Annotated in this window: 14 protein-coding genes; 11 read left to right on the top strand and 3 right to left on the bottom strand. The window is 64.8% G+C overall.

Annotated elements, in window-relative coordinates:
• Positions 1-162 precede the first annotated feature (162 nt).
• Together acs and KMZ29_RS01395 are read left to right on the top strand one after the other, a co-directional pair.
• Positions 163-2,115, top strand: a complete 1,953-nt coding sequence (gene acs / locus KMZ29_RS01400) for an acetate--CoA ligase (RefSeq protein WP_215622154.1) — start codon at positions 163-165, stop codon at positions 2,113-2,115.
• 320 nt (positions 2,116-2,435) lie between these two features.
• On the top strand, positions 2,436-2,948 hold the full coding sequence (locus tag KMZ29_RS01395) for a L,D-transpeptidase (RefSeq protein WP_215622153.1): 513 nt from the start codon (positions 2,436-2,438) through the stop codon (positions 2,946-2,948).
• Positions 2,949-3,134: 186 nt separating this feature from the next.
• Here KMZ29_RS01395 and KMZ29_RS01390 read toward each other — a convergent pair whose 3' ends face one another.
• Both KMZ29_RS01390 and KMZ29_RS01385 read right to left on the bottom strand, forming a co-directional pair.
• Positions 3,135-3,734, bottom strand: coding sequence for a thermonuclease family protein (locus KMZ29_RS01390; protein ID WP_215622152.1), 600 nt, complete (start codon positions 3,732-3,734; stop codon positions 3,135-3,137).
• A gap of 65 nt (positions 3,735-3,799) precedes the next feature.
• A complete protein-coding gene (locus KMZ29_RS01385; RefSeq protein WP_215622151.1) occupies positions 3,800-4,036 on the bottom strand; it encodes a DUF1674 domain-containing protein in 237 nt (78 codons plus the stop codon).
• A gap of 173 nt (positions 4,037-4,209) precedes the next feature.
• Between KMZ29_RS01385 and KMZ29_RS01380 the strand changes: the two genes are divergently transcribed.
• The 8 genes from KMZ29_RS01380 (at position 4,210) to KMZ29_RS01345 (ending at position 13,736) form a co-directional block, all read left to right on the top strand.
• Positions 4,210-5,562, top strand: coding sequence for an RsmB/NOP family class I SAM-dependent RNA methyltransferase (locus tag KMZ29_RS01380; protein WP_215622150.1), 1,353 nt, complete (start codon positions 4,210-4,212; stop codon positions 5,560-5,562).
• 153 nt (positions 5,563-5,715) lie between these two features.
• The gene (locus KMZ29_RS01375) at positions 5,716-7,431 is read left to right on the top strand and encodes a heparinase II/III family protein (RefSeq protein ID WP_215624091.1); all 1,716 of its coding nucleotides are present in this window, start codon (positions 5,716-5,718) and stop codon (positions 7,429-7,431) included.
• A gap of 146 nt (positions 7,432-7,577) precedes the next feature.
• Positions 7,578-7,892 carry a HigA family addiction module antitoxin gene (locus KMZ29_RS01370; protein WP_215622149.1) on the top strand — a complete coding sequence of 105 codons (315 nt, stop codon included), beginning with the start codon at positions 7,578-7,580 and terminating at the stop codon, positions 7,890-7,892.
• A 118-nt stretch (positions 7,893-8,010) separates the two neighbouring features.
• Positions 8,011-9,603 carry a bifunctional phosphoribosylaminoimidazolecarboxamide formyltransferase/IMP cyclohydrolase gene (gene purH, locus KMZ29_RS01365; RefSeq protein WP_215622148.1) on the top strand — a complete coding sequence of 531 codons (1,593 nt, stop codon included), beginning with the start codon at positions 8,011-8,013 and terminating at the stop codon, positions 9,601-9,603.
• A 225-nt stretch (positions 9,604-9,828) separates the two neighbouring features.
• A protein-coding gene (locus KMZ29_RS01360; protein ID WP_369810016.1) for an IS630 family transposase occupies positions 9,829-10,768 on the top strand; the annotation gives its coding sequence in 2 pieces (ribosomal slippage) (positions 9,829-10,164 and positions 10,166-10,768; 939 coding nt in all).
• Positions 10,769-10,936: 168 nt separating this feature from the next.
• Complete coding sequence (locus KMZ29_RS01355; RefSeq protein WP_215622147.1) at positions 10,937-11,986, top strand: aromatic ring-hydroxylating dioxygenase subunit alpha; 1,050 nt, start codon at positions 10,937-10,939, stop codon at positions 11,984-11,986.
• Between the two features lie 4 nt (positions 11,987-11,990).
• The gene (locus tag KMZ29_RS01350; protein ID WP_215622146.1) at positions 11,991-12,746 is read left to right on the top strand and encodes a GntR family transcriptional regulator; all 756 of its coding nucleotides are present in this window, start codon (positions 11,991-11,993) and stop codon (positions 12,744-12,746) included.
• A gap of 12 nt (positions 12,747-12,758) precedes the next feature.
• Positions 12,759-13,736, top strand: coding sequence for a PDR/VanB family oxidoreductase (locus tag KMZ29_RS01345; RefSeq protein WP_215622145.1), 978 nt, complete (start codon positions 12,759-12,761; stop codon positions 13,734-13,736).
• Between the two features lie 129 nt (positions 13,737-13,865).
• On the opposite strand, the gene KMZ29_RS01340 is transcribed toward KMZ29_RS01345, so the two are convergent.
• A complete protein-coding gene (locus tag KMZ29_RS01340; RefSeq protein WP_215622144.1) occupies positions 13,866-15,248 on the bottom strand; it encodes an MFS transporter in 1,383 nt (460 codons plus the stop codon).
• Positions 15,249-15,373: 125 nt separating this feature from the next.
• Here KMZ29_RS01340 and ggt point away from each other — a divergent pair, with 125 nt between their 5' ends.
• Entirely contained in the window at positions 15,374-17,119 is a 1,746-nt protein-coding gene (gene ggt, locus KMZ29_RS01335; protein ID WP_215622143.1) for a gamma-glutamyltransferase, read from the top strand.
• Positions 17,120-17,125: the final 6 nt, after the last annotated feature.

The following is a 17,125-nucleotide window of genomic DNA, read 5'->3' as shown; positions in this document are numbered from 1 at the left end:
CCCACCCCGGCCCGGCCGGAGTTTTGATCCCGCAGCGGCGATGGACCCACCTAAGGTCCTATTTCTTCCGCTTGTCGGTGCCGGTAGGTCCACGCATAATTGACGCAACAAATGACGGCTTTGGTGCTCGCGTTCACTGGCCGCAGGGGTGGAGGGGTAAATATGTCCGAGAAGATTTACGACGTATCCGCGGAATGGGCCAAGCGCGCCTGGGTCGACGACACCAAGTACCGCGAAATGTATGCGCGCTCGGTCAGCGATCCCAATGGCTTCTGGGGCGAACAGGCCAAGCGCATCGGCTGGATCAAGCCCTTCCACAAGGTCGAGAACACGTCCTTTGCCCCCGGCAACATTTCCATCAAATGGTTCGAGGACGGCGTCCTCAACGTCGCCTGGAACTGTATCGACCGCCATCTCGAAAAACGCGGCGACCAGACCGCCATCATCTGGGAGGGCGACGATCCCTCGCAGTCGAAGCACATCACCTATCGGCAGTTGCATGACGAAGTCTGCAAGATGGCCAACATCCTGCGCACCCGCAACGTCGGCAAAGGCGACCGCGTCACGATCTACCTTCCGATGATCCCGGAAGCGGCCTACGCGATGCTGGCCTGCGCGCGGATCGGCGCGATTCATTCGGTGGTGTTTGCCGGCTTTTCGCCCGACAGCCTCGCCCAGCGCATCACCGACTGCCAATCCAAGATCATCATCACTGCCGACGAAGGCCTGCGCGGAGGCAAGAAGGTGCCGCTCAAGGCCAACGTCGACGCCGCGATCGCCAAGGCCGGCGATGTCGATTGGGTCGTCGTCGTCAAGCACACCGGTGCGGCCGTCGACATGAATCCCTCGCGCGATTTCTGGCACCACGAGGCCGCCGAGATGGTGACGACGGAATGTCCGTGCGAGCCGATGCACGCCGAGGATCCGCTGTTCATCCTCTATACGTCGGGCTCTACCGGCCAGCCCAAGGGCGTGCTGCACACCACGGGCGGCTATCTGGTGTATGCGGCGATGACGCATCAATACGTGTTCGACTACCACGACGGCGACATCTACTGGTGCACCGCCGACGTCGGCTGGGTCACCGGCCACAGCTACATCGTGTATGGGCCGCTGGCGAATGGCGCGACCACGCTGATGTTCGAAGGCGTGCCGAACTATCCCGACAATTCGCGGTTCTGGAACGTCATCGACAAGCACAAGGTCAACATCTTCTACACCGCCCCGACCGCGATCCGCGCGCTGATGCAGGGCGGCGATGCGCCGGTCAAGAAGACCTCGCGCAAGTCGCTTCGATTGCTCGGCAGCGTCGGCGAGCCGATCAATCCGGAAGCCTGGGAATGGTACTACCGGGTCGTCGGCGAGGAACGCTGTCCGATCGTCGATACCTGGTGGCAGACCGAAACCGGCGGCATTCTGATCACGCCGCTGCCCGGCGCGACCAGGCTCAAACCGGGTTCGGCGACCCGTCCGTTCTTCGGCGTGGTGCCCGAGATCGTCGATGCCGACGGCAAGGTGCTGGAAGGCGAATGCTCGGGCAATCTTTGCATTGCCAAATCCTGGCCGGGGCAGATGCGCACCGTCTATGGCGACCACGCCCGCTTCGAGCAGACCTACTTCTCCACCTACAAGGGCAAATATTTTACCGGCGACGGCTGCCGCCGCGACGCCGACGGCTTCTACTGGATCACCGGGCGCGTCGATGACGTGATCAACGTCTCCGGCCATCGCATGGGCACCGCCGAAGTCGAAAGCTCGCTGGTGGCGCACGCGCTGGTCTCGGAAGCCGCCGTGGTCGGCTATCCCCACGACATCAAGGGCCAGGGCATCTATGCCTATGTGACGCTGATGACCGGCACCGAGCCGTCCGAGGCGCTGCGCAAGGAACTGGTCGCGTGGGTGCGCAAGGACATCGGCCCGATCGCTTCGCCCGATTTGATCCAGTTCGCGCCCGGCCTGCCGAAAACCCGCTCCGGCAAGATCATGCGCCGCATCCTGCGCAAGATCGCGGAGGATGAACCCTCGAGCCTCGGCGATACCTCGACGCTGGCCGATCCCGCCGTGGTCGACGACCTCGTCGCGCACCGCCAGAACAAGAAGGACGCCTCGGCCTAGACGCGCGGTCGGGGCGGCACGGAGCCCGCGATCGCGCATCCGCGCGACCTGTTGGCTCGCGTGCCGGGAAAACCTCACGCAATCATCAGGGGCCGACCGGCGCTCGCCGGCCGTTTCCCGGCGAGTGTTGTTTTCAAGTCATTTACTTTGTTTGCAACATTTTCTTTGTTCCCCCCGCATTGAACGAGCCCCGGGCCCGGCGTGGAAACGGCTTGGTTAAGGCACGCAGTTAAAAATGCGTGGGCAAACCGGCGTTTTGGACGGGATCTGAAAGATTTGGCGGCCCCGCAAGAGGTGTCCGCGTCAAAGTGGAGAGATTGATGTCGTTGAGGATTGCGGTGGCGCTGGCGGCCACCATCGGGGTGGGGACCCTGTTGTCGACCGCGGCCGAGGCGCGGCCGGATATCGTCGGTTTCCGGGGCGATTATTCGCCGGGAACGATCGTGGTGAAGACCCATGAACGCCGTCTCTATTTCGTGGTCGATCAGGGCCGCGCGGTTCGCTATCCCGTCGGCGTCGGCCGCGCCGGCAAGCAGTGGGCCGGCACCACCCGGATCGACGGCAAGTACACCAATCCGGCCTGGTCGCCACCCGCCGAAGTCAGGCGCGACAAGCCATCGATGCCGAGCGTGATCCCCGGCGGCTCGCCGCGGAATCCGATGGGCGTCGCCGCGATGACGCTGGCCGGCGGCGAATACGCCATCCACGGCACCAACATGCCGGGCTCGGTCGGCGGCTTCGTCTCCTATGGCTGCATCCGCATGCTGAACGCCGATATCACCGACCTCTATCAGCGCGTCTCCGTCGGCACGACCGTCGTCGTGACTCACTGAGCTCCACTTTCGTCATTCCGGGGCGCGAGTGAAACGAGCGAACCTCAGATGCGCAATTGCGCATCGGGGAATCTCGAGATTCCCCGGTGCGCAATTGCGCACCTGAGGTCTGGTCCTTCGGACCATCCCGGAATGACGCACGGACATACAAAGCCGCGCTGCTGCGCGGCTCTTTCGTTTGAAGGCTTATCCCGCACACCAGCCGATGCGGCGGCCGCCGCCATAACTGCGCACGAAACCCCTGGCGACCAGCGCCGCCGAGACGTTGTCGGTGCGGCGCGTCGCGATATCGGCAACGACGCGCCCGTTATATTTGTCGGGGCCGATATTGTAGATCGTGACCTCGCCCTCTCCGAGCAGGTTGCGCAAGGCTTCTCCGGCGGCTTCCGCCATCTGCAATTCCTGCGGACAGGACGCCTTCAGCTCCGGCGCATCGATGCCGCGCAAGCGAACCCGCGTCGTCAGATCGAGCCCCGGCCGCAGATACACCCGCGCCTCGAACGTGTCGCCATCGATGGTCCGGATCACATCGACCGGGTGGCGGACGCCGGGATTTCCGGCACTCTTCCAGACCATTTCGCTATCCCGCGCCGCCTGGCTGTCGGCCGATGGCTGCGAGGAGACCGAAGCCGGCCAATGCGCCCATCGCCGCACCGGCAGCAGCGTGCCCGCTACCACGCCCAAAACGAATAGCCAGGGCAGGGCAGCCGAAAGCCGACGGCGCCAGGACCTTTTCTGAAAAGGTGGCCTGCCCTGATAAGTATTTATTCTGTTAAATGGGGACATATTCCCAAACTAGGGTGAGTCGCCCCAAATCGGCAAGGGCCACGACCGGACCTGAGAGCTCCCGCTCAGAAATCCGAGGCGATGCCCTTGTTCTCCCAGTCGCCATAGCGCGTCGGTTCCGGACCTTTCGGTCCCTGCAATTCCCTTGCGGCAGGCCGGGCATTGGCCTCGGCGGCCTGCCGGCGCGCTTCGGCCTCGGCGAGCGCGCGCTGGGCCGCCGGCGTGAGTTGCCTGCGTTCGGGGACGGCGACGGCCGTTGCGGGCGGCGAGGACGCGTCCGTCGCGTCAGCGTTTCCAGCCATCGGATCAATCCCCCTCGGTTCAAGGCTCAGGAATAAAGATCGCGCCCGAACTGTGAAATCTTCAAGGCGATTCTTATATTTGGCTTATTCGCGTGTCAGAGGTGCCGTCCATTCGGCGGCATGGCCAAAACCGCGCCGATCCTTCACCCCTTTTCCCGAGATGTTCCCGCTCCATGGCTCCTCAACGATTCGCAATGCCGTCCGAGGTGCCCGGTCTAGCGGCGCGGCGGATCGCGGCGGATATTCTCGACGGCGTTCTGCACAAGCGACGGACGCTCGATGACCAGCTCGATGGCGCCGGCGCCCATCCCGGACTGAAGACGCTGCCCGATCGCGACCGCGCCCTGATGCGGCGGCTGGTGGCGACGATCCTGCGGCGGCTCGGCACGCTCGGCCATGTGCTGTCGCGGCTGCTCGATCGCGGCATTCCGACCGACGCCCCCCGCGCGCAGAGCGCGCTCCTGATCGGCGCCGCGCAGATTCTCTGGATGGACGTTCCCGATCACGCCGCGGTCGACCTGTCGGTGCGGCTGGTGCAGTCGGACCGGCGCGCCGCCAAATATGCGGGGCTCGTCAACGCGGTGTTGCGCCGCTGCGCGCGCGAAGGACAGCCGCTGATCGACGAGGTCAAGTCGCAGACACTCGATATTCCCGAGTGGCTGCTGGCGCGCTGGATCGCGCATTACGGGGAAACCACCGCGCGCGAGATGGCGGTGGCGCTCAGCCACGAACCGTCGCTCGATATCACCGTGAAGTCCGATCCCGCGCAGTGGGCGACGCGCCTGCACGGCGAAACGCTGCCGACCGGGACCGTGCGCACGCTGCTGCAGGGCTCGGTGAAGATGCTGCCGGGCTTCGCCGAAGGCCAGTGGTGGGTGCAGGACGCCGCCGCCGCCTTACCGGCGCGCCTGTTCGGCGACATCACCGGCAAGACCATCGCCGATCTCTGCGCCGCCCCCGGCGGCAAGACCGCGCAACTGATCCAGGCCGGCGCGCGCGTCACCGCGGTCGACCGTTCGCCCGGCCGCATGGCGCGGCTGCGCGAAAATCTCGCCCGGCTGGCGCTGGAGGCGGAAACGGTGGTGGCCGACGCCGCCGAGTGGCAAGGGGGAAACAATAGCGGTGGTTTCGACGGTATCTTGGTCGACGCGCCCTGCGCCTCGACCGGCACCATCCGGCGCCACCCGGACGTGGCCTGGCTGCGGCAGGAGGCCGATATCGGCGCGCTGATGGCGGTGCAGAAACGGCTGCTGCAAAGGGCCACCGCGCTGCTCAAGCCGGGCGGGACGCTGGTCTACTGCACCTGTTCGCTTGAACCGGAAGAAGGCGAGCAGGCCATTTCAACCCTTCTCGCCAATGAGCCGGGCATGCGCCGCGCCCCGATCGACGCCGGCGAGGTCGCGGGCCTCAGCGAAATCCTGACCCCGGACGGCGATTTGCGCACCCTGCCCTGCCATCTGCCGCACGACGACCCCCGCCTGGGCGGTCTCGATGGCTTTTACGCCGCCCGGCTGATTAAATCTTGATTTCAAACCGGATTTTGGCACTCCCTCGCTGATTCGTCCGTTTTCAAGAGGGTGTCTTGGCCGCGTTTCCGGATTAAAAGGATTCGCATCGAATCCTCCCGATCAAGGCAAGGCGTGTCGGTCGCTCAACGCAGACGTATCTCGACGCTGATCATGGGCCGCTTCGCGCGGAACCTGATGGCGCGTGCGAGCGGGGGCTCGGTGGCGCTGTCGCGGCTATGGCCGGGCCGCACCGATCGCCTGATCATCGCCCCGCACGATCTGCGCACCGCCGACGCCACCCGCGCCGCCGAGATCTATGCCGGCCGCTTCGTGTTCGCCGGCAAGATCGTGACCTGCCACGGCCGCTCGATCTTCGATCTCGAGCCGCCGTCGGAAGACTGGGAGGTGGCGCTGCTCGGCTTCGGATGGTTGCGGCATTTGCGCGCCGCCGACACCGCGCTGACCCGCGCCAATGCGCGCTCGCTGATTGACGACTGGATTTCAAATCCGGCGCACAAGCGCCCGGTCGGCCGCCGCGCCGACGTGCTGGCGCGCCGCGTCATCTCGCTGCTGTCGCAGGCCCCATTGGTGCTCGGCGACACCGACGGCAAATTCTACCGGCGCTATCTGCGCAGCCTGACGCGCGAAATCCGCTATTTGCGTTACACGATGCTCGACATCGCCGACGGCGTGCCGCGGCTGCAGGTGCTGATCGCGCTATGCTACGCCTCGCTCTGCCTCGCCAACCAGGCGCGCCACATCCGCGCCGCAACGCGCAAGCTTTCCGACGAGCTGCAGCGGCAGATCCTCCCGGACGGCGGGCACATCTCGCGCAATCCCGGCGCGCTGATCGAGCTGTTGATCGACCTGCTGCCGCTGCGGCAGACCTTCGCCGCCCGCAACATCGCGCCGCCGGCGGCGCTGTTGAACGCCATTGACCGCATGATGCCGATGCTGCGCTTCTTCCGCCATGGCGACGGCAGCTTTGCGTTGTTCAACGGCATGAGCAGCGCGCCGTCCGATCTGCTGGCGACGCTGCTCGCCTATGACGACACTCATGGCGCGCCGATGGCGAACATGCCGCATACCGGCTTTCAGCGCCTCGATGCCGGCGCGATGACGGTCATCATGGACACCGGCGCGCCGCCGCCGCCGAGCGTCAGCCACGACGCCCATGCCGGCTGTCTCTCGTTCGAATTGTCCTCCGGTCTCAGCCGGATCATCGTCAATTGCGGCATGCCCAGCACCGGGCGCGACAACTGGCGCGCCTTTGCGCGCAGCACGCCGGCGCATTCCACCTTGGCCTACCATGACACCTCATCGTGCCAGTTCGTCGAGCTGTCGGCGATGAAGCGGCTGCTGCAGGGCTCGCCCATCGTCAGCGGCCCGGTCCATGTCGAAAGCCATCGCGAGACGGTCGCCAGCGGCGTGCTGCTGACCACGTCGCATGACGGCTACCTCGCCAAGTTCGGCGTGGTGCATCGCCGGGTGCTGATGGCCGCGCATGACGGCTCCAGGCTCGACGGCGAGGACACCGTGGCGCCGGCCCCGGGGGGGCGGATCAGGGGCAACGAAACCGACTACGCGCTGCGATTTCATCTGCACCCCGCGGTGAAGGCGAGCCGCCTTTCCGACGCCCGCGGCGTGATGCTGGTGCTGCCGAACCGCGACGTCTGGACTTTCGAGGCGCTCGACGACAAGGTCGAGCTCGAGGACAGCGTGTTCCTGGCCGGCAATGACGGCCCCCGCCGCACCGCCCAGATCGTGATCCGGCAGGATTCTCGGCACGCCCCCTCGATCCGCTGGAGCTTCGTTCGCTCGACGACGTCGGCCTCGACCACGGCAGCAAGGCGCAACGCCCGCCGCGAGCCGGAATTGCCGCTGTAGGAGGTTTAAGGGCCGTCATTGCGAGCGCAGCGAAGCAATCCAACCTTGCTACGTCACCAATGGATTGCTTCGCTGCGCTCGCAATGACGGAGTATAGTTTGAGTGTCCGGCTTCGATCAAATATCATCGTGCTCGAAGGAGCAAACATGGCCTATGCGGCAAAGCGCGGCAAGAATCGCTGCCCCACTCATCCCGGCGCGTTGCTTCGCGATGACATTATTCCGGCCACCGGCCGGACCAAGGCCGAAATCGCCAGCTTGCTCGGGATTTCGCGCCAGCATCTTTATGACATCCTGCAGGAACGAAAGCCTGTATCCCCCGCTATCGGAGTTCGGCTCGGCAAGCTCTTTGGCGACGGCGCGGGAATTTGGACCCGGATGCAGAGCGCTTACGACACCTGGCATGCCGAGCAAACCGAGGATGTAAGTCAGATCCCGACCATCAAGGCAAAGGCCGCCTGAAAGCCTTCCGGAAGCTGGACGCCACTATCCCCGCAATTTCCAGGGTGCCGAGCCGGCGGCGGTTTCACGCCGCATCAAACCGTGCTACCGGGCAGGCCTGTTTTGCAGGATTGAACCCATGACCGACCGTCCGCGCCGCGTAACCCGCGCTCTGTTGTCCGTTTCGGACAAATCGGGGCTGATCGAATTCGCCCGCGCGCTGGCCGGCCACGGCATCGAGCTGGTCTCCACCGGCGGCACCGCGAAGGCGATTGTCGCCGCGGGCCTCAAGGTCAGGGACGTTTCGGAACTGACGGGTTTTCCAGAGATGATGGACGGCCGGGTCAAGACCCTGCACCCGAAGGTGCATGGCGGACTGCTGGCGATCCGCGACAATGCCGAACATGCCGCGGCGATGAAGAGCCATGGCATCGCGCCGATCGACCTTCTGGTGGTCAATCTCTATCCGTTCGAGGCCACCGTCGACAAGGGCGCCGGCTACGAGGAGTGCATCGAGAACATCGACATCGGCGGCCCCGCGATGATCCGCGCCGCGGCGAAGAACCACGACGACGTTGCGGTCGTCGTCGAGGCGCAGGACTATCAGGCGGTGCTCGACGAACTCGCCGCCAACCAGGGCGCGACGACCTTGACCCTGCGCCGCCGTCTCGCCGCCAAGGCCTATGCCCGTACCGCCTCCTATGACGCGGCGATCTCGAACTGGTTTGCGGCCCAGAACAAGACCGACGCGCCGGATTATCGCGCCTTCGGCGGACGCTTGATCCAGGCGCTGCGCTACGGCGAGAACCCGCACCAGACCGCCGCTTTCTACCGCACGCCCGACAAGCGCCCGGGCGTCGCCACGGCGCGGCAGCTGCAGGGCAAGGAACTCTCCTACAACAACATCAACGACACCGACGCCGCCTATGAATGCATTGCCGAATTCGATCCGGCGCGCACCGCGGCCTGCGTCATCGTCAAGCACGCCAATCCCTGCGGCGTCGCCGAGGGCGCCGACCTCATCAGCGCCTATCGCAAGGCCTTCGCCTGCGACACCCAATCGCCGTATGGCGGGATTATCGCCGTCAATCGGACGCTCGATGCCGATACGGCGCGCGTCATCACCGAAATTTTGACCGAAGTCATCATTGCCCCCGATGCGACCGAGGAAGCCATTGCGATCATCGCCAAGCGGCGAAACTTGCGGCTGCTGCTCGCGGGCAGCCTGCCCGATCCGCGCGCGACGGGCCTGACCGCGAAGACCGTCGCCGGTGGCTTGCTGGTACAGAGCCGCGACAACGCCGTGGTCGATGACATCACGCTCAAGACGGTGACCAAGAGGGCGCCGACGGAAGCGGAGCTGCGCGACCTCAAATTCGCGTTCCGCGTCGCCAAGCACGTCAAATCCAACACCATCATCTACGCCAAGGATCTCGCCACTGTCGGCATTGGCGCCGGACAGATGAGCCGGGTGGATTCCTCGCGTATTGCCGCGCGCAAAGCGCAGGATGCCGCCGCCGAAGCGAAGCTGGCTGAGCCCATGACCAAGGGCTCCGTGGTCGCCTCCGACGCGTTCTTTCCGTTTGCCGACGGGCTGTTGGTCGCGATCGAGGCCGGCGCCACCGCGGTCATTCAACCCGGCGGCTCGATCCGCGACGACGAGGTCATCAAGGCCGCCGACGATGCCGGGATCGCCATGGTGTTCACCGGCGTCAGGCATTTCCGGCACTAACACAGCTCGTCATTGCCGGGCTTGACCCGGCAATCCATCGTTCTCGCAAGGGGATTTTCGAAGTGTGATGGATGCCCGGGTCAAGCCAAGCCCGGGCATGACAAGGGAAAATTGGTCCTGCGCTGGCGTGCTAAAGCGGGATGGGGTTAGGTTGAATCGATTTGGGATTCCCAAATCAGCGTGTTTCTGATTCACCATGCAGGCTGGGTTAGGAGGCCAGCATGTATGGGCAAGCCTTACTCTCTGGATTTGCGCAAGCGTGTCGTGACGGCAATTGAGGGAGGGATGTCCCGCAATCAGGCCGCCAAGCGGTTTGGGGTCGCGATCAGCACGGCCATCGGCTGGATGCAGCGGGTCGAGGAGACCGGCAGCGTTGAGCCTGGCCAGATGGGTGGCCACAAGCCGAAAGCAATTTCGGGAGACCACGCGGTCTGGCTGTCGCAGCGGCTCAGGGACAGCGATTTCACCATACGCGGGCTCGTTGCCGAACTCGCCGGACGCGGCCTGAAGGTCGACTACCACTCGGTGTGGGACTTCGTGCATGCCGAGAAGCTCAGCTTCAAAAAAAAGCGTGGTGGCTGGCGAGCGCGATCGTCCCGACGTGGCGCGGCGGCGGTCCCAGTGGACAAAGTATCAAGGTCGCGTCGAAGCTGAGCGGCTGGTCTTCATCGACGAGACCTGGACCCGGACCGATATGGCTCCCTTGCGGGGATGGGCACTGCGCGGGCGCAGACTGCCCGCCAAGGTTCCCCACGGGCGCTGGAAGACCATGACCTTCCTGGCGGCCCTGCGCCATGACCGGATCGATGCGCCATGGTTCATCGAGGGACCGATCGATGGCGAGAGCTTTCGGACCTATGTCGAAAAGGCTCTCCTGCCGACCCTGCGGCCCGGCGACATCGTCGTCATGGACAATCTCGGCAGCCACAAAAGCAAGAGCGTGCGTCAGCTCATCCGTTCTGCCGGTGCCAAGCTGTTCTTTCTGCCCAAATACTCACCCGACCTGAACCCGATCGAACAGGTCTTTGCCAAGCTCAAACATCTGCTCCGAAAGGCCGCCGCGCGAACCGTCGATGCGGTCTGCGCCGTAATCGGTCAGTTGCTCAACGCCTTCACACCCCAAGAATGCGCCAACTACCTCAAAAATTCAGGCTATCGAACCTAATGCCATCACGCTTTAGGCTTCGCGGTCTAACTCCCTCGAATTCAACGATATTTTATGAGTATGTATACATTTTAGTCGGAAAATAGCCGATTTTCCCTACGGCATTGTTATTTCTCGCGGTATTGTATACAGTCGGGATGCACCCGGTCCCTTCAGAGGTATTTTCGTATGACCCGTCCCTTCCCGATGAACGCCTGGTACGCCGCCGCATGGGATGCCGATATCAAGCGCGCCCTGTTTCCGCGGACGATCTGCGGCAAGCACGTGGTGATGTACCGGCAGGCCGACGGCCATGTGACGGCGCTGGAAGACGCCTGCTGGCATCGCCTGGTGCCGCTCTCGAAGGGCCGCCTCGAAGGCGACCATGTGGTGTGCGGCTATCACGGCCTGAAATTCAATCCGTCCGGCCGCTGCACCTTCATGCCGTCGCAGGAGACCATCAATCCGTCGGCCAGCGTGCACGCCTATCCGGTCGTCGAGCGTCACCGCTTCGTCTGGCTATGGATGGGCGATCCGGCGATGGCCGACCCTGCGCTGGTGCCCGACATGCACTGGAACGACGATCCGGCCTGGGCGGGCGACGGCAAGACCATCCACGTCAAATGCGATTACCGGCTGGTCGTCGACAATCTGATGGACCTGACGCACGAGACCTTCGTGCATGGCGGCAGCATCGGCAATGACGCCGTCGCCGAAGCGCCGTTCGATGTGACCCATGGCGACAAGACCGTGACCGTGACCCGCTGGATGAAAGGCATCGAACCGCCGCCGTTTTGGGCCGCCCAGCTGCAGAAGCCGGGACCAGTCGATCGCTGGCAGATCATTCACTTTCAGGCGCCCGGCACCGTCAATATCGATGTCGGGGTGGCGCCATCAGGCACCGGCGCGCCGGAAGGCGATCGCTCACAGGGCGTCAACGGCTACGTGCTCAATACCATGACGCCGGAAACAGAGACGACGTGCCACTACTTCTGGGCCTTCGCGCGCAATTATCGCCGGACCGAGCAACGGCTCACCACGGAAATCCGGGAAGGGGTCTCCGGCATTTTCCGCGAAGATGAAGTGATCCTCGAAGCGCAACAGCGCGCCATCGACGAGAACCCCGATCGCGTCTTCTACAATCTCAACATCGATGCCGGCGCGATGTGGGCGCGGCGCATGATCGACCGCATGGTTATCAGGGAGAACCCGCCTTCGGCAATGCAGGCGGCGGAGTAAGCAGATGAGCGAACGCGACCCCGACCGCGCGGTATCGCATACGGTGCGCGCCCAGCTCGCGCTGCGCGACCTGATCCTTTCGGGCCGGCTGCGGCCCGGCGAGCGAATTTCCGAGCTGCAGGCGGTCGAGACCACCGGCGTATCGCGAACGCCGGTGCGGATGGCGCTGGTCCGGCTCGAGGAGGAGGGCCTGCTGGAAGCGATTCCGTCCGGCGGGTTCATGGTGAAGGCGTTCACCGAACGCGACATTCTCGACTCGATCGAGCTGCGCGGGGTGCTCGAAGGTCTCGCCGCCCGGTTCGCCGCCGAGCGCGGCGTGTCGGCGCGCGATCTCGAGCCGCTGAAGGAAAGCCTGGCGGAACTGGACCAACTGGTGACGCCGGATGCCGTCTCGGAGGAAGCGTTCTCTTCCTATGTCGCGATGAATGCGCGCTTTCATGCGCTGCTCACGGAATTATCCCGCAGCGCGCCCCTGATCCGGCAGATCGACCGCGCCTCGGCGCTGCCGTTCGCATCACCCAGCGCCTTCGTGATGGCGCAATCCGTGCTGCCGGAAGCGCATCAGATCCTGATCATTGCACAGGACCATCACCGTATCGTCGTCGATGCGATCGAGAACCGGGAAGGGGCGAGGGCGGAGGCGGTGATGCGCGAGCATGCGCGGCTCGCCGCGCGGAACCTGCGGCTGGCGCTGCGCAACCGGACGCATCTGGACCTGTTGCCGGCGCTGGCGCTGATCCGTTCTCCCGTCACCGAATAGGGTTTTGAGAACATGCGGTTTGAGTGCAAATGGACGAAATGCACCGTTCACGCCGTTCGCGACGTCGCGCCGGCGATCCGCGAATTCGTGCTGCGGCCGGACGATTCACACGTCGAACATCATGCGCCCGGCAGCCACATCAACGTCGGCGTGTTGATCGACGGACGGCCGGAGACGCGCTGCTATTCGCTGGTCGGCGACGTCAGCCCCGACGGCTACCGGATTGCGGTTCGGCGCGCACCCGACAGCCGCGGCGGCTCGCTCTATATGTGGTCGCTGAAGCCTGGCGCGCGCATCGACGTTTCAAGCCCGGCCTCGCTGTTCGAAATCGACTGGTCGCGCAAGTCCTATTGCCTGATTGCGGGCGGCATCGGCGTCACGCCGATCATCGGCATTGCCGGCGCGTTGATGCGCCGGAACGCCGAACTGGAGCTGCACTACGCGGTCGGGTCGCGGCACGACGCCGCCTATCTCGATGAACTCACCGACCTGCTCGGAGATCGTCTGATCGTCCACGCAAGCGACGAAGGCCGGCGCATCGACCTGGACCAGACCTTCGGCCGTCTGCCTCCGGATGCGCTGGCCGCCGTCTGCGGTCCGATGCGCCTTCTCGACGCGGCGCGGCGCAGTTGGGCGGCGGCCGGGCGCCCGCCGGCCGATTTGCGCTACGAGACCTTCGGCTCGAGCGGCCTGCTGCCGACCGAATCGTTCCGGGTCCGAATCGGCCATTCCGGCCGTGAGATCGTGGTTCCCGAAAACAAATCGATGCTGGATGCGCTCAACGATGCCGGCTTCGAGGTGATCTCGGACTGCGAGCGCGGCGAATGTGGTGTATGCGCGATCGACGTCGTTGCAGTGGACGGCCAGATCGACCACCGCGACGTCTTCTTCAGCGATCACCAGAAGAAGGCGAACGGCAAGATCTGTCCCTGCGTGTCGCGGGCCGTCGGCGCCGTTACCGTGAATACGCATTATCAGCGCGACACGTGACGACTGGGTTATCAAGGCATTGGCCGATGCCGTCATTGCCGGGCTTGACCCGGCAATCCATCGCCTTGCGAAAACGTTCTGCGAAGTGCGATGGATGCCCGGGTCAAGCCCGGGCATGACGAGGGTGGTTTATTCCTTTACCCGTGACAACAGCGCCAATCCCGCCACGAAGAACACCACCAGCACAGCCATGCCGGCCTTCTGGCTTGCGGTCACGGCGGTGATGGCGCCGATCAGCAGCGGCCCGACGAACGACGTGACTTTCCCGGTCAGCGCGAACAGTCCGAAATATTGCGTGATGCGGTCCTTCGGCGCCAGGCGGACCAATAGGGTCCGCGCCGCGGCCTGCAGCGGGCCGCCGGCCATGCCGATCAGACATCCGAGCAACAGGTAGGCGCGCTCCGCGGCGCCGGAAAACAGCGCGCCGCCCGGCACCGGCGGCGCAACCTTGACGAACAGGATCGAATCCCGGTCCACCAGCAGGATCGCCACGACCGACGACAACAGGATCAACGCGCTGCCGGCGATGACGCGTTTCGGTCCCAGCGAATCATCGAGCTTGCCGCCGAGCCATGCGCCGATCGTCCCGGCAACGGCGAGCATGATCCCGAAGGTGCCGATCTGGATGGTGTGCCAGCCGAAGGTGCCGGCGGCATAAATGCCGCCGAACGCGAACAGCGAAATCAGGCCGTCGGTGTAGACCATGTTGGCGAGCAGGAAAGCCGCCAACGACTTCCGTTGCGGCAACTCGGCGAGCGTTTCCTTCAACTCGGTCAATCCCGCGCGCAGCGATTCGCGCACCGGGAGCTTCGCCGGATAATCCGGCGTCAGCAGGAACATCGGTGTGACGAAGATCATGAACCAGACAGCGGTCAGCGGGCCGGTGATGCGATCGCCCTGATGGCTGACGGGATCGAGACCGAACAGCGGCGCAAACCCGAACAGCGTGCGCCCGGTATCGGGGTTTGCCGCCAGAAAGCCGAGCACCAGGATCAGGCAGATGATGCCGCCGACATAGCCGGTGGCCCAGCCGGTCCCGGACAGTCGGCCGATCTTGTCCGGCGGCACCAGCGAGGGCATCATCGCGTTGTTGAAGACGGTGGCGAATTCGACGCCGATGGTCGCAATCCCATAGGCGAGCAACAGCGCCGGAATCACGCTGGGGTCGCCGGGCTTGCCGAACCACATCAACGAGGAGCCGATCACCAGCAGCGCGCCAAACGCGGCGATCCACGGCTTGCGGCGGCCGCTGGCGTCCGCGATCGCGCCGAGCACCGGCGACAGCAGCGCGATCACCAGCCCCGCGGCAGCGGTGGCGAACCCCCACAGCGCCTGGCCGCTCGCGGGATCTTTCGCCACATGGGTGGCGAAATAGGGCGAGAACACGAAGGTCGTGATCAGCGTGAAATAGGGCTGGGCGGCCCAATCGAAAAATATCCAGCTGATGACGGCGGCGCGACGCGGATAGGTTTGCACACCTGCAATGCGCGCATCCGAAGCAGCAATTGTCATGCTCAAAATCTTCCGCCGAATCACGAACAGGCGTTTTGCCTATTACGCCGAAATCCATATAGCATTCCTGGCACCCATGAGCCCTGCGTCATTTCACCAAGCCCAAGATCAGGACGGAAGATTTGATGGTTTTGTTCACAGCCGAGCGGCGCAGGTTCCTTGCGGCAATCGCACTGGTTGCTGCGTTTTGCCTGCCAGCGGGCGCACAGGAGCGGCGCGAGTACCTTCCTCCGCCCACGGGCACCGTTCATGCCGTTGCCGCCGAACACGGCATGGTGGTCGCGCAGGAGAAGATCGGCGCACGAATAGGGGCCGATATACTGAGGCAGGGCGGCAATGCCATCGACGCCGCAGTGGCGACCGGCTTTGCGCTGGCAGTGACCTATCCGCGCGCCGGTAATATCGGTGGCGGCGGCTTCATGGTCATCCATTCGGCGGAGCGCCAGGAGGACGTCGCCATCGACTATCGCGAGACCGCGCCGGCGGCCGCCACGCGCGACATGTTCCTTGGCGCCGACGGCAAGCCTGACATCGCCAAGTCGCGCGATTCCGCGCTCAGCATCGGCGTGCCCGGCACCGTTGCCGGCCTGGCGCTGGCGCTGGAAAAATACGGCTCCGGCAAATTCACGCTGGCGGATCTGCTCAAGCCGGCAATCGAGCTGGCGCGCGATGGCTTCATCATTGCCGACGACATGGCCGACACCTTGCCCGCGATTGCGCGGCGGCTGGCACGCTGGCCGGCCTCGGCCAAAATATTCTCGCGCGCCGACGGCACCTCCTTGCGCGAAGACGACAGGCTGGTCCAGGCCGACCTGGCGGCAACGCTTTCGGCTATCGCAGCACAGGGATCGCGCGGTTTTTACGAAGGCCCGGTCGCCGAAAGGCTGGCGGCGGGGATTCGCGACGCCGGCGGCATCATGACGACGGACGATCTGAAATCGTATCAGCCCGTGATTCGCGCGCCGGTGCGCGGCAGCTACCGCGGCTTCGATATCATCTCGATGCCGCCGCCCTCGTCGGGCGGCGTCGTGCTGCTGGAGACATTGAACATCCTGGAAGGGTTTCCGATGCCGGAGATGAAGCGGGGTTCGGCCGCTTCGCTGCACGTTATGATCGAGGCGATGAAACGCGCCTATGCCGATCGTGCGCGCTACCTCGGCGACCCCGACTTCATCAGCGCGCCGGTCGCAACGCTGATGTCGAAGGAATATGCCGCCAAACAGCGCGCCAGCATCGATCTCGATCGCGCGACGCCATGGACCGATGTGCTGGCGGCAACGCCGCCGCGCGAAGGCAGCAACACCACGCATTTCTCGGTGGTGGACAGCCGCGGCAACGCCGTCAGCAATACCTACACGCTGAATTTCCCCTATGGGGTCGGCCTGGTCGCCGACGGCACCGGCGTGCTGCTCAACAACGAACTCGACGACTTCACCGCGGCGCCCGGTGCCTCCAATGCCTTCGGTCTGGTCGGGTTCGAGGCCAATTTGCCCGGCCCGGGCAAGCGCCCGCTGTCGTCGATGTCGCCGACCATCGTGCTCAAGGACGGCAAGCCGGTGCTGGTGACGGGATCGCCCGGCGGCAGCCGCATCATCTCGACGGTGCTGCAGGTGATCGTCAACGTACTCGATTACGGCATGGACGTCGCGCAGGCGGTGGCGGCGCCGCGCCTGCACCATCAATGGCTGCCGGATGTGGTCCGGGTCGAGCGCGGCTTCGCCGACGACACGCTGGCCGCGCTCAGGGAAAAAGGCCATCAGGTGATCGAACCGCTCGGCCAGACCTCGGCCAATTCGATCGCCGTGACGCCGAGCGGATTGCTCGGCGCACCCGATCCGCGTACCCGTGGCGCGGAAGCCGCGGGACAATAGACCAGG

The organism is Bradyrhizobium sediminis (assembly GCF_018736085.1).
Taxonomy (GTDB): domain Bacteria; phylum Pseudomonadota; class Alphaproteobacteria; order Rhizobiales; family Xanthobacteraceae; genus Bradyrhizobium; species Bradyrhizobium sediminis.
The sequence above is the reverse complement of the archived record's forward strand: the minus strand, read 5'-3'. Positions and strand labels throughout refer to the sequence as shown.

What these genes read in the sequence shown, in the direction of transcription:
- KMZ29_RS01395 (WP_215622153.1), top strand. Translation starts at nt 2,436, where the DNA reads ATGTCGTTGAGGATTGCGGTGGCGCTGGCGGCCACCATCGGGGTGGGG.
- KMZ29_RS01390 (WP_215622152.1), bottom strand. Translation starts at nt 3,734, where the DNA reads ATGTCCCCATTTAACAGAATAAATACTTATCAGGGCAGGCCACCTTTT.
- acs (WP_215622154.1), top strand. Translation starts at nt 163, where the DNA reads ATGTCCGAGAAGATTTACGACGTATCCGCGGAATGGGCCAAGCGCGCC.
- ggt (WP_215622143.1), top strand. Translation starts at nt 15,374, where the DNA reads ATGGTTTTGTTCACAGCCGAGCGGCGCAGGTTCCTTGCGGCAATCGCA.
- KMZ29_RS01370 (WP_215622149.1), top strand. Translation starts at nt 7,578, where the DNA reads ATGGCCTATGCGGCAAAGCGCGGCAAGAATCGCTGCCCCACTCATCCC.
- KMZ29_RS01375 (WP_215624091.1), top strand. Translation starts at nt 5,716, where the DNA reads ATGGGCCGCTTCGCGCGGAACCTGATGGCGCGTGCGAGCGGGGGCTCG.
- KMZ29_RS01340 (WP_215622144.1), bottom strand. Translation starts at nt 15,248, where the DNA reads ATGACAATTGCTGCTTCGGATGCGCGCATTGCAGGTGTGCAAACCTAT.
- KMZ29_RS01350 (WP_215622146.1), top strand. Translation starts at nt 11,991, where the DNA reads ATGAGCGAACGCGACCCCGACCGCGCGGTATCGCATACGGTGCGCGCC.
- purH (WP_215622148.1), top strand. Translation starts at nt 8,011, where the DNA reads ATGACCGACCGTCCGCGCCGCGTAACCCGCGCTCTGTTGTCCGTTTCG.
- KMZ29_RS01385 (WP_215622151.1), bottom strand. Translation starts at nt 4,036, where the DNA reads ATGGCTGGAAACGCTGACGCGACGGACGCGTCCTCGCCGCCCGCAACG.
- KMZ29_RS01345 (WP_215622145.1), top strand. Translation starts at nt 12,759, where the DNA reads ATGCGGTTTGAGTGCAAATGGACGAAATGCACCGTTCACGCCGTTCGC.
- KMZ29_RS01355 (WP_215622147.1), top strand. Translation starts at nt 10,937, where the DNA reads ATGACCCGTCCCTTCCCGATGAACGCCTGGTACGCCGCCGCATGGGAT.
- KMZ29_RS01380 (WP_215622150.1), top strand. Translation starts at nt 4,210, where the DNA reads ATGGCTCCTCAACGATTCGCAATGCCGTCCGAGGTGCCCGGTCTAGCG.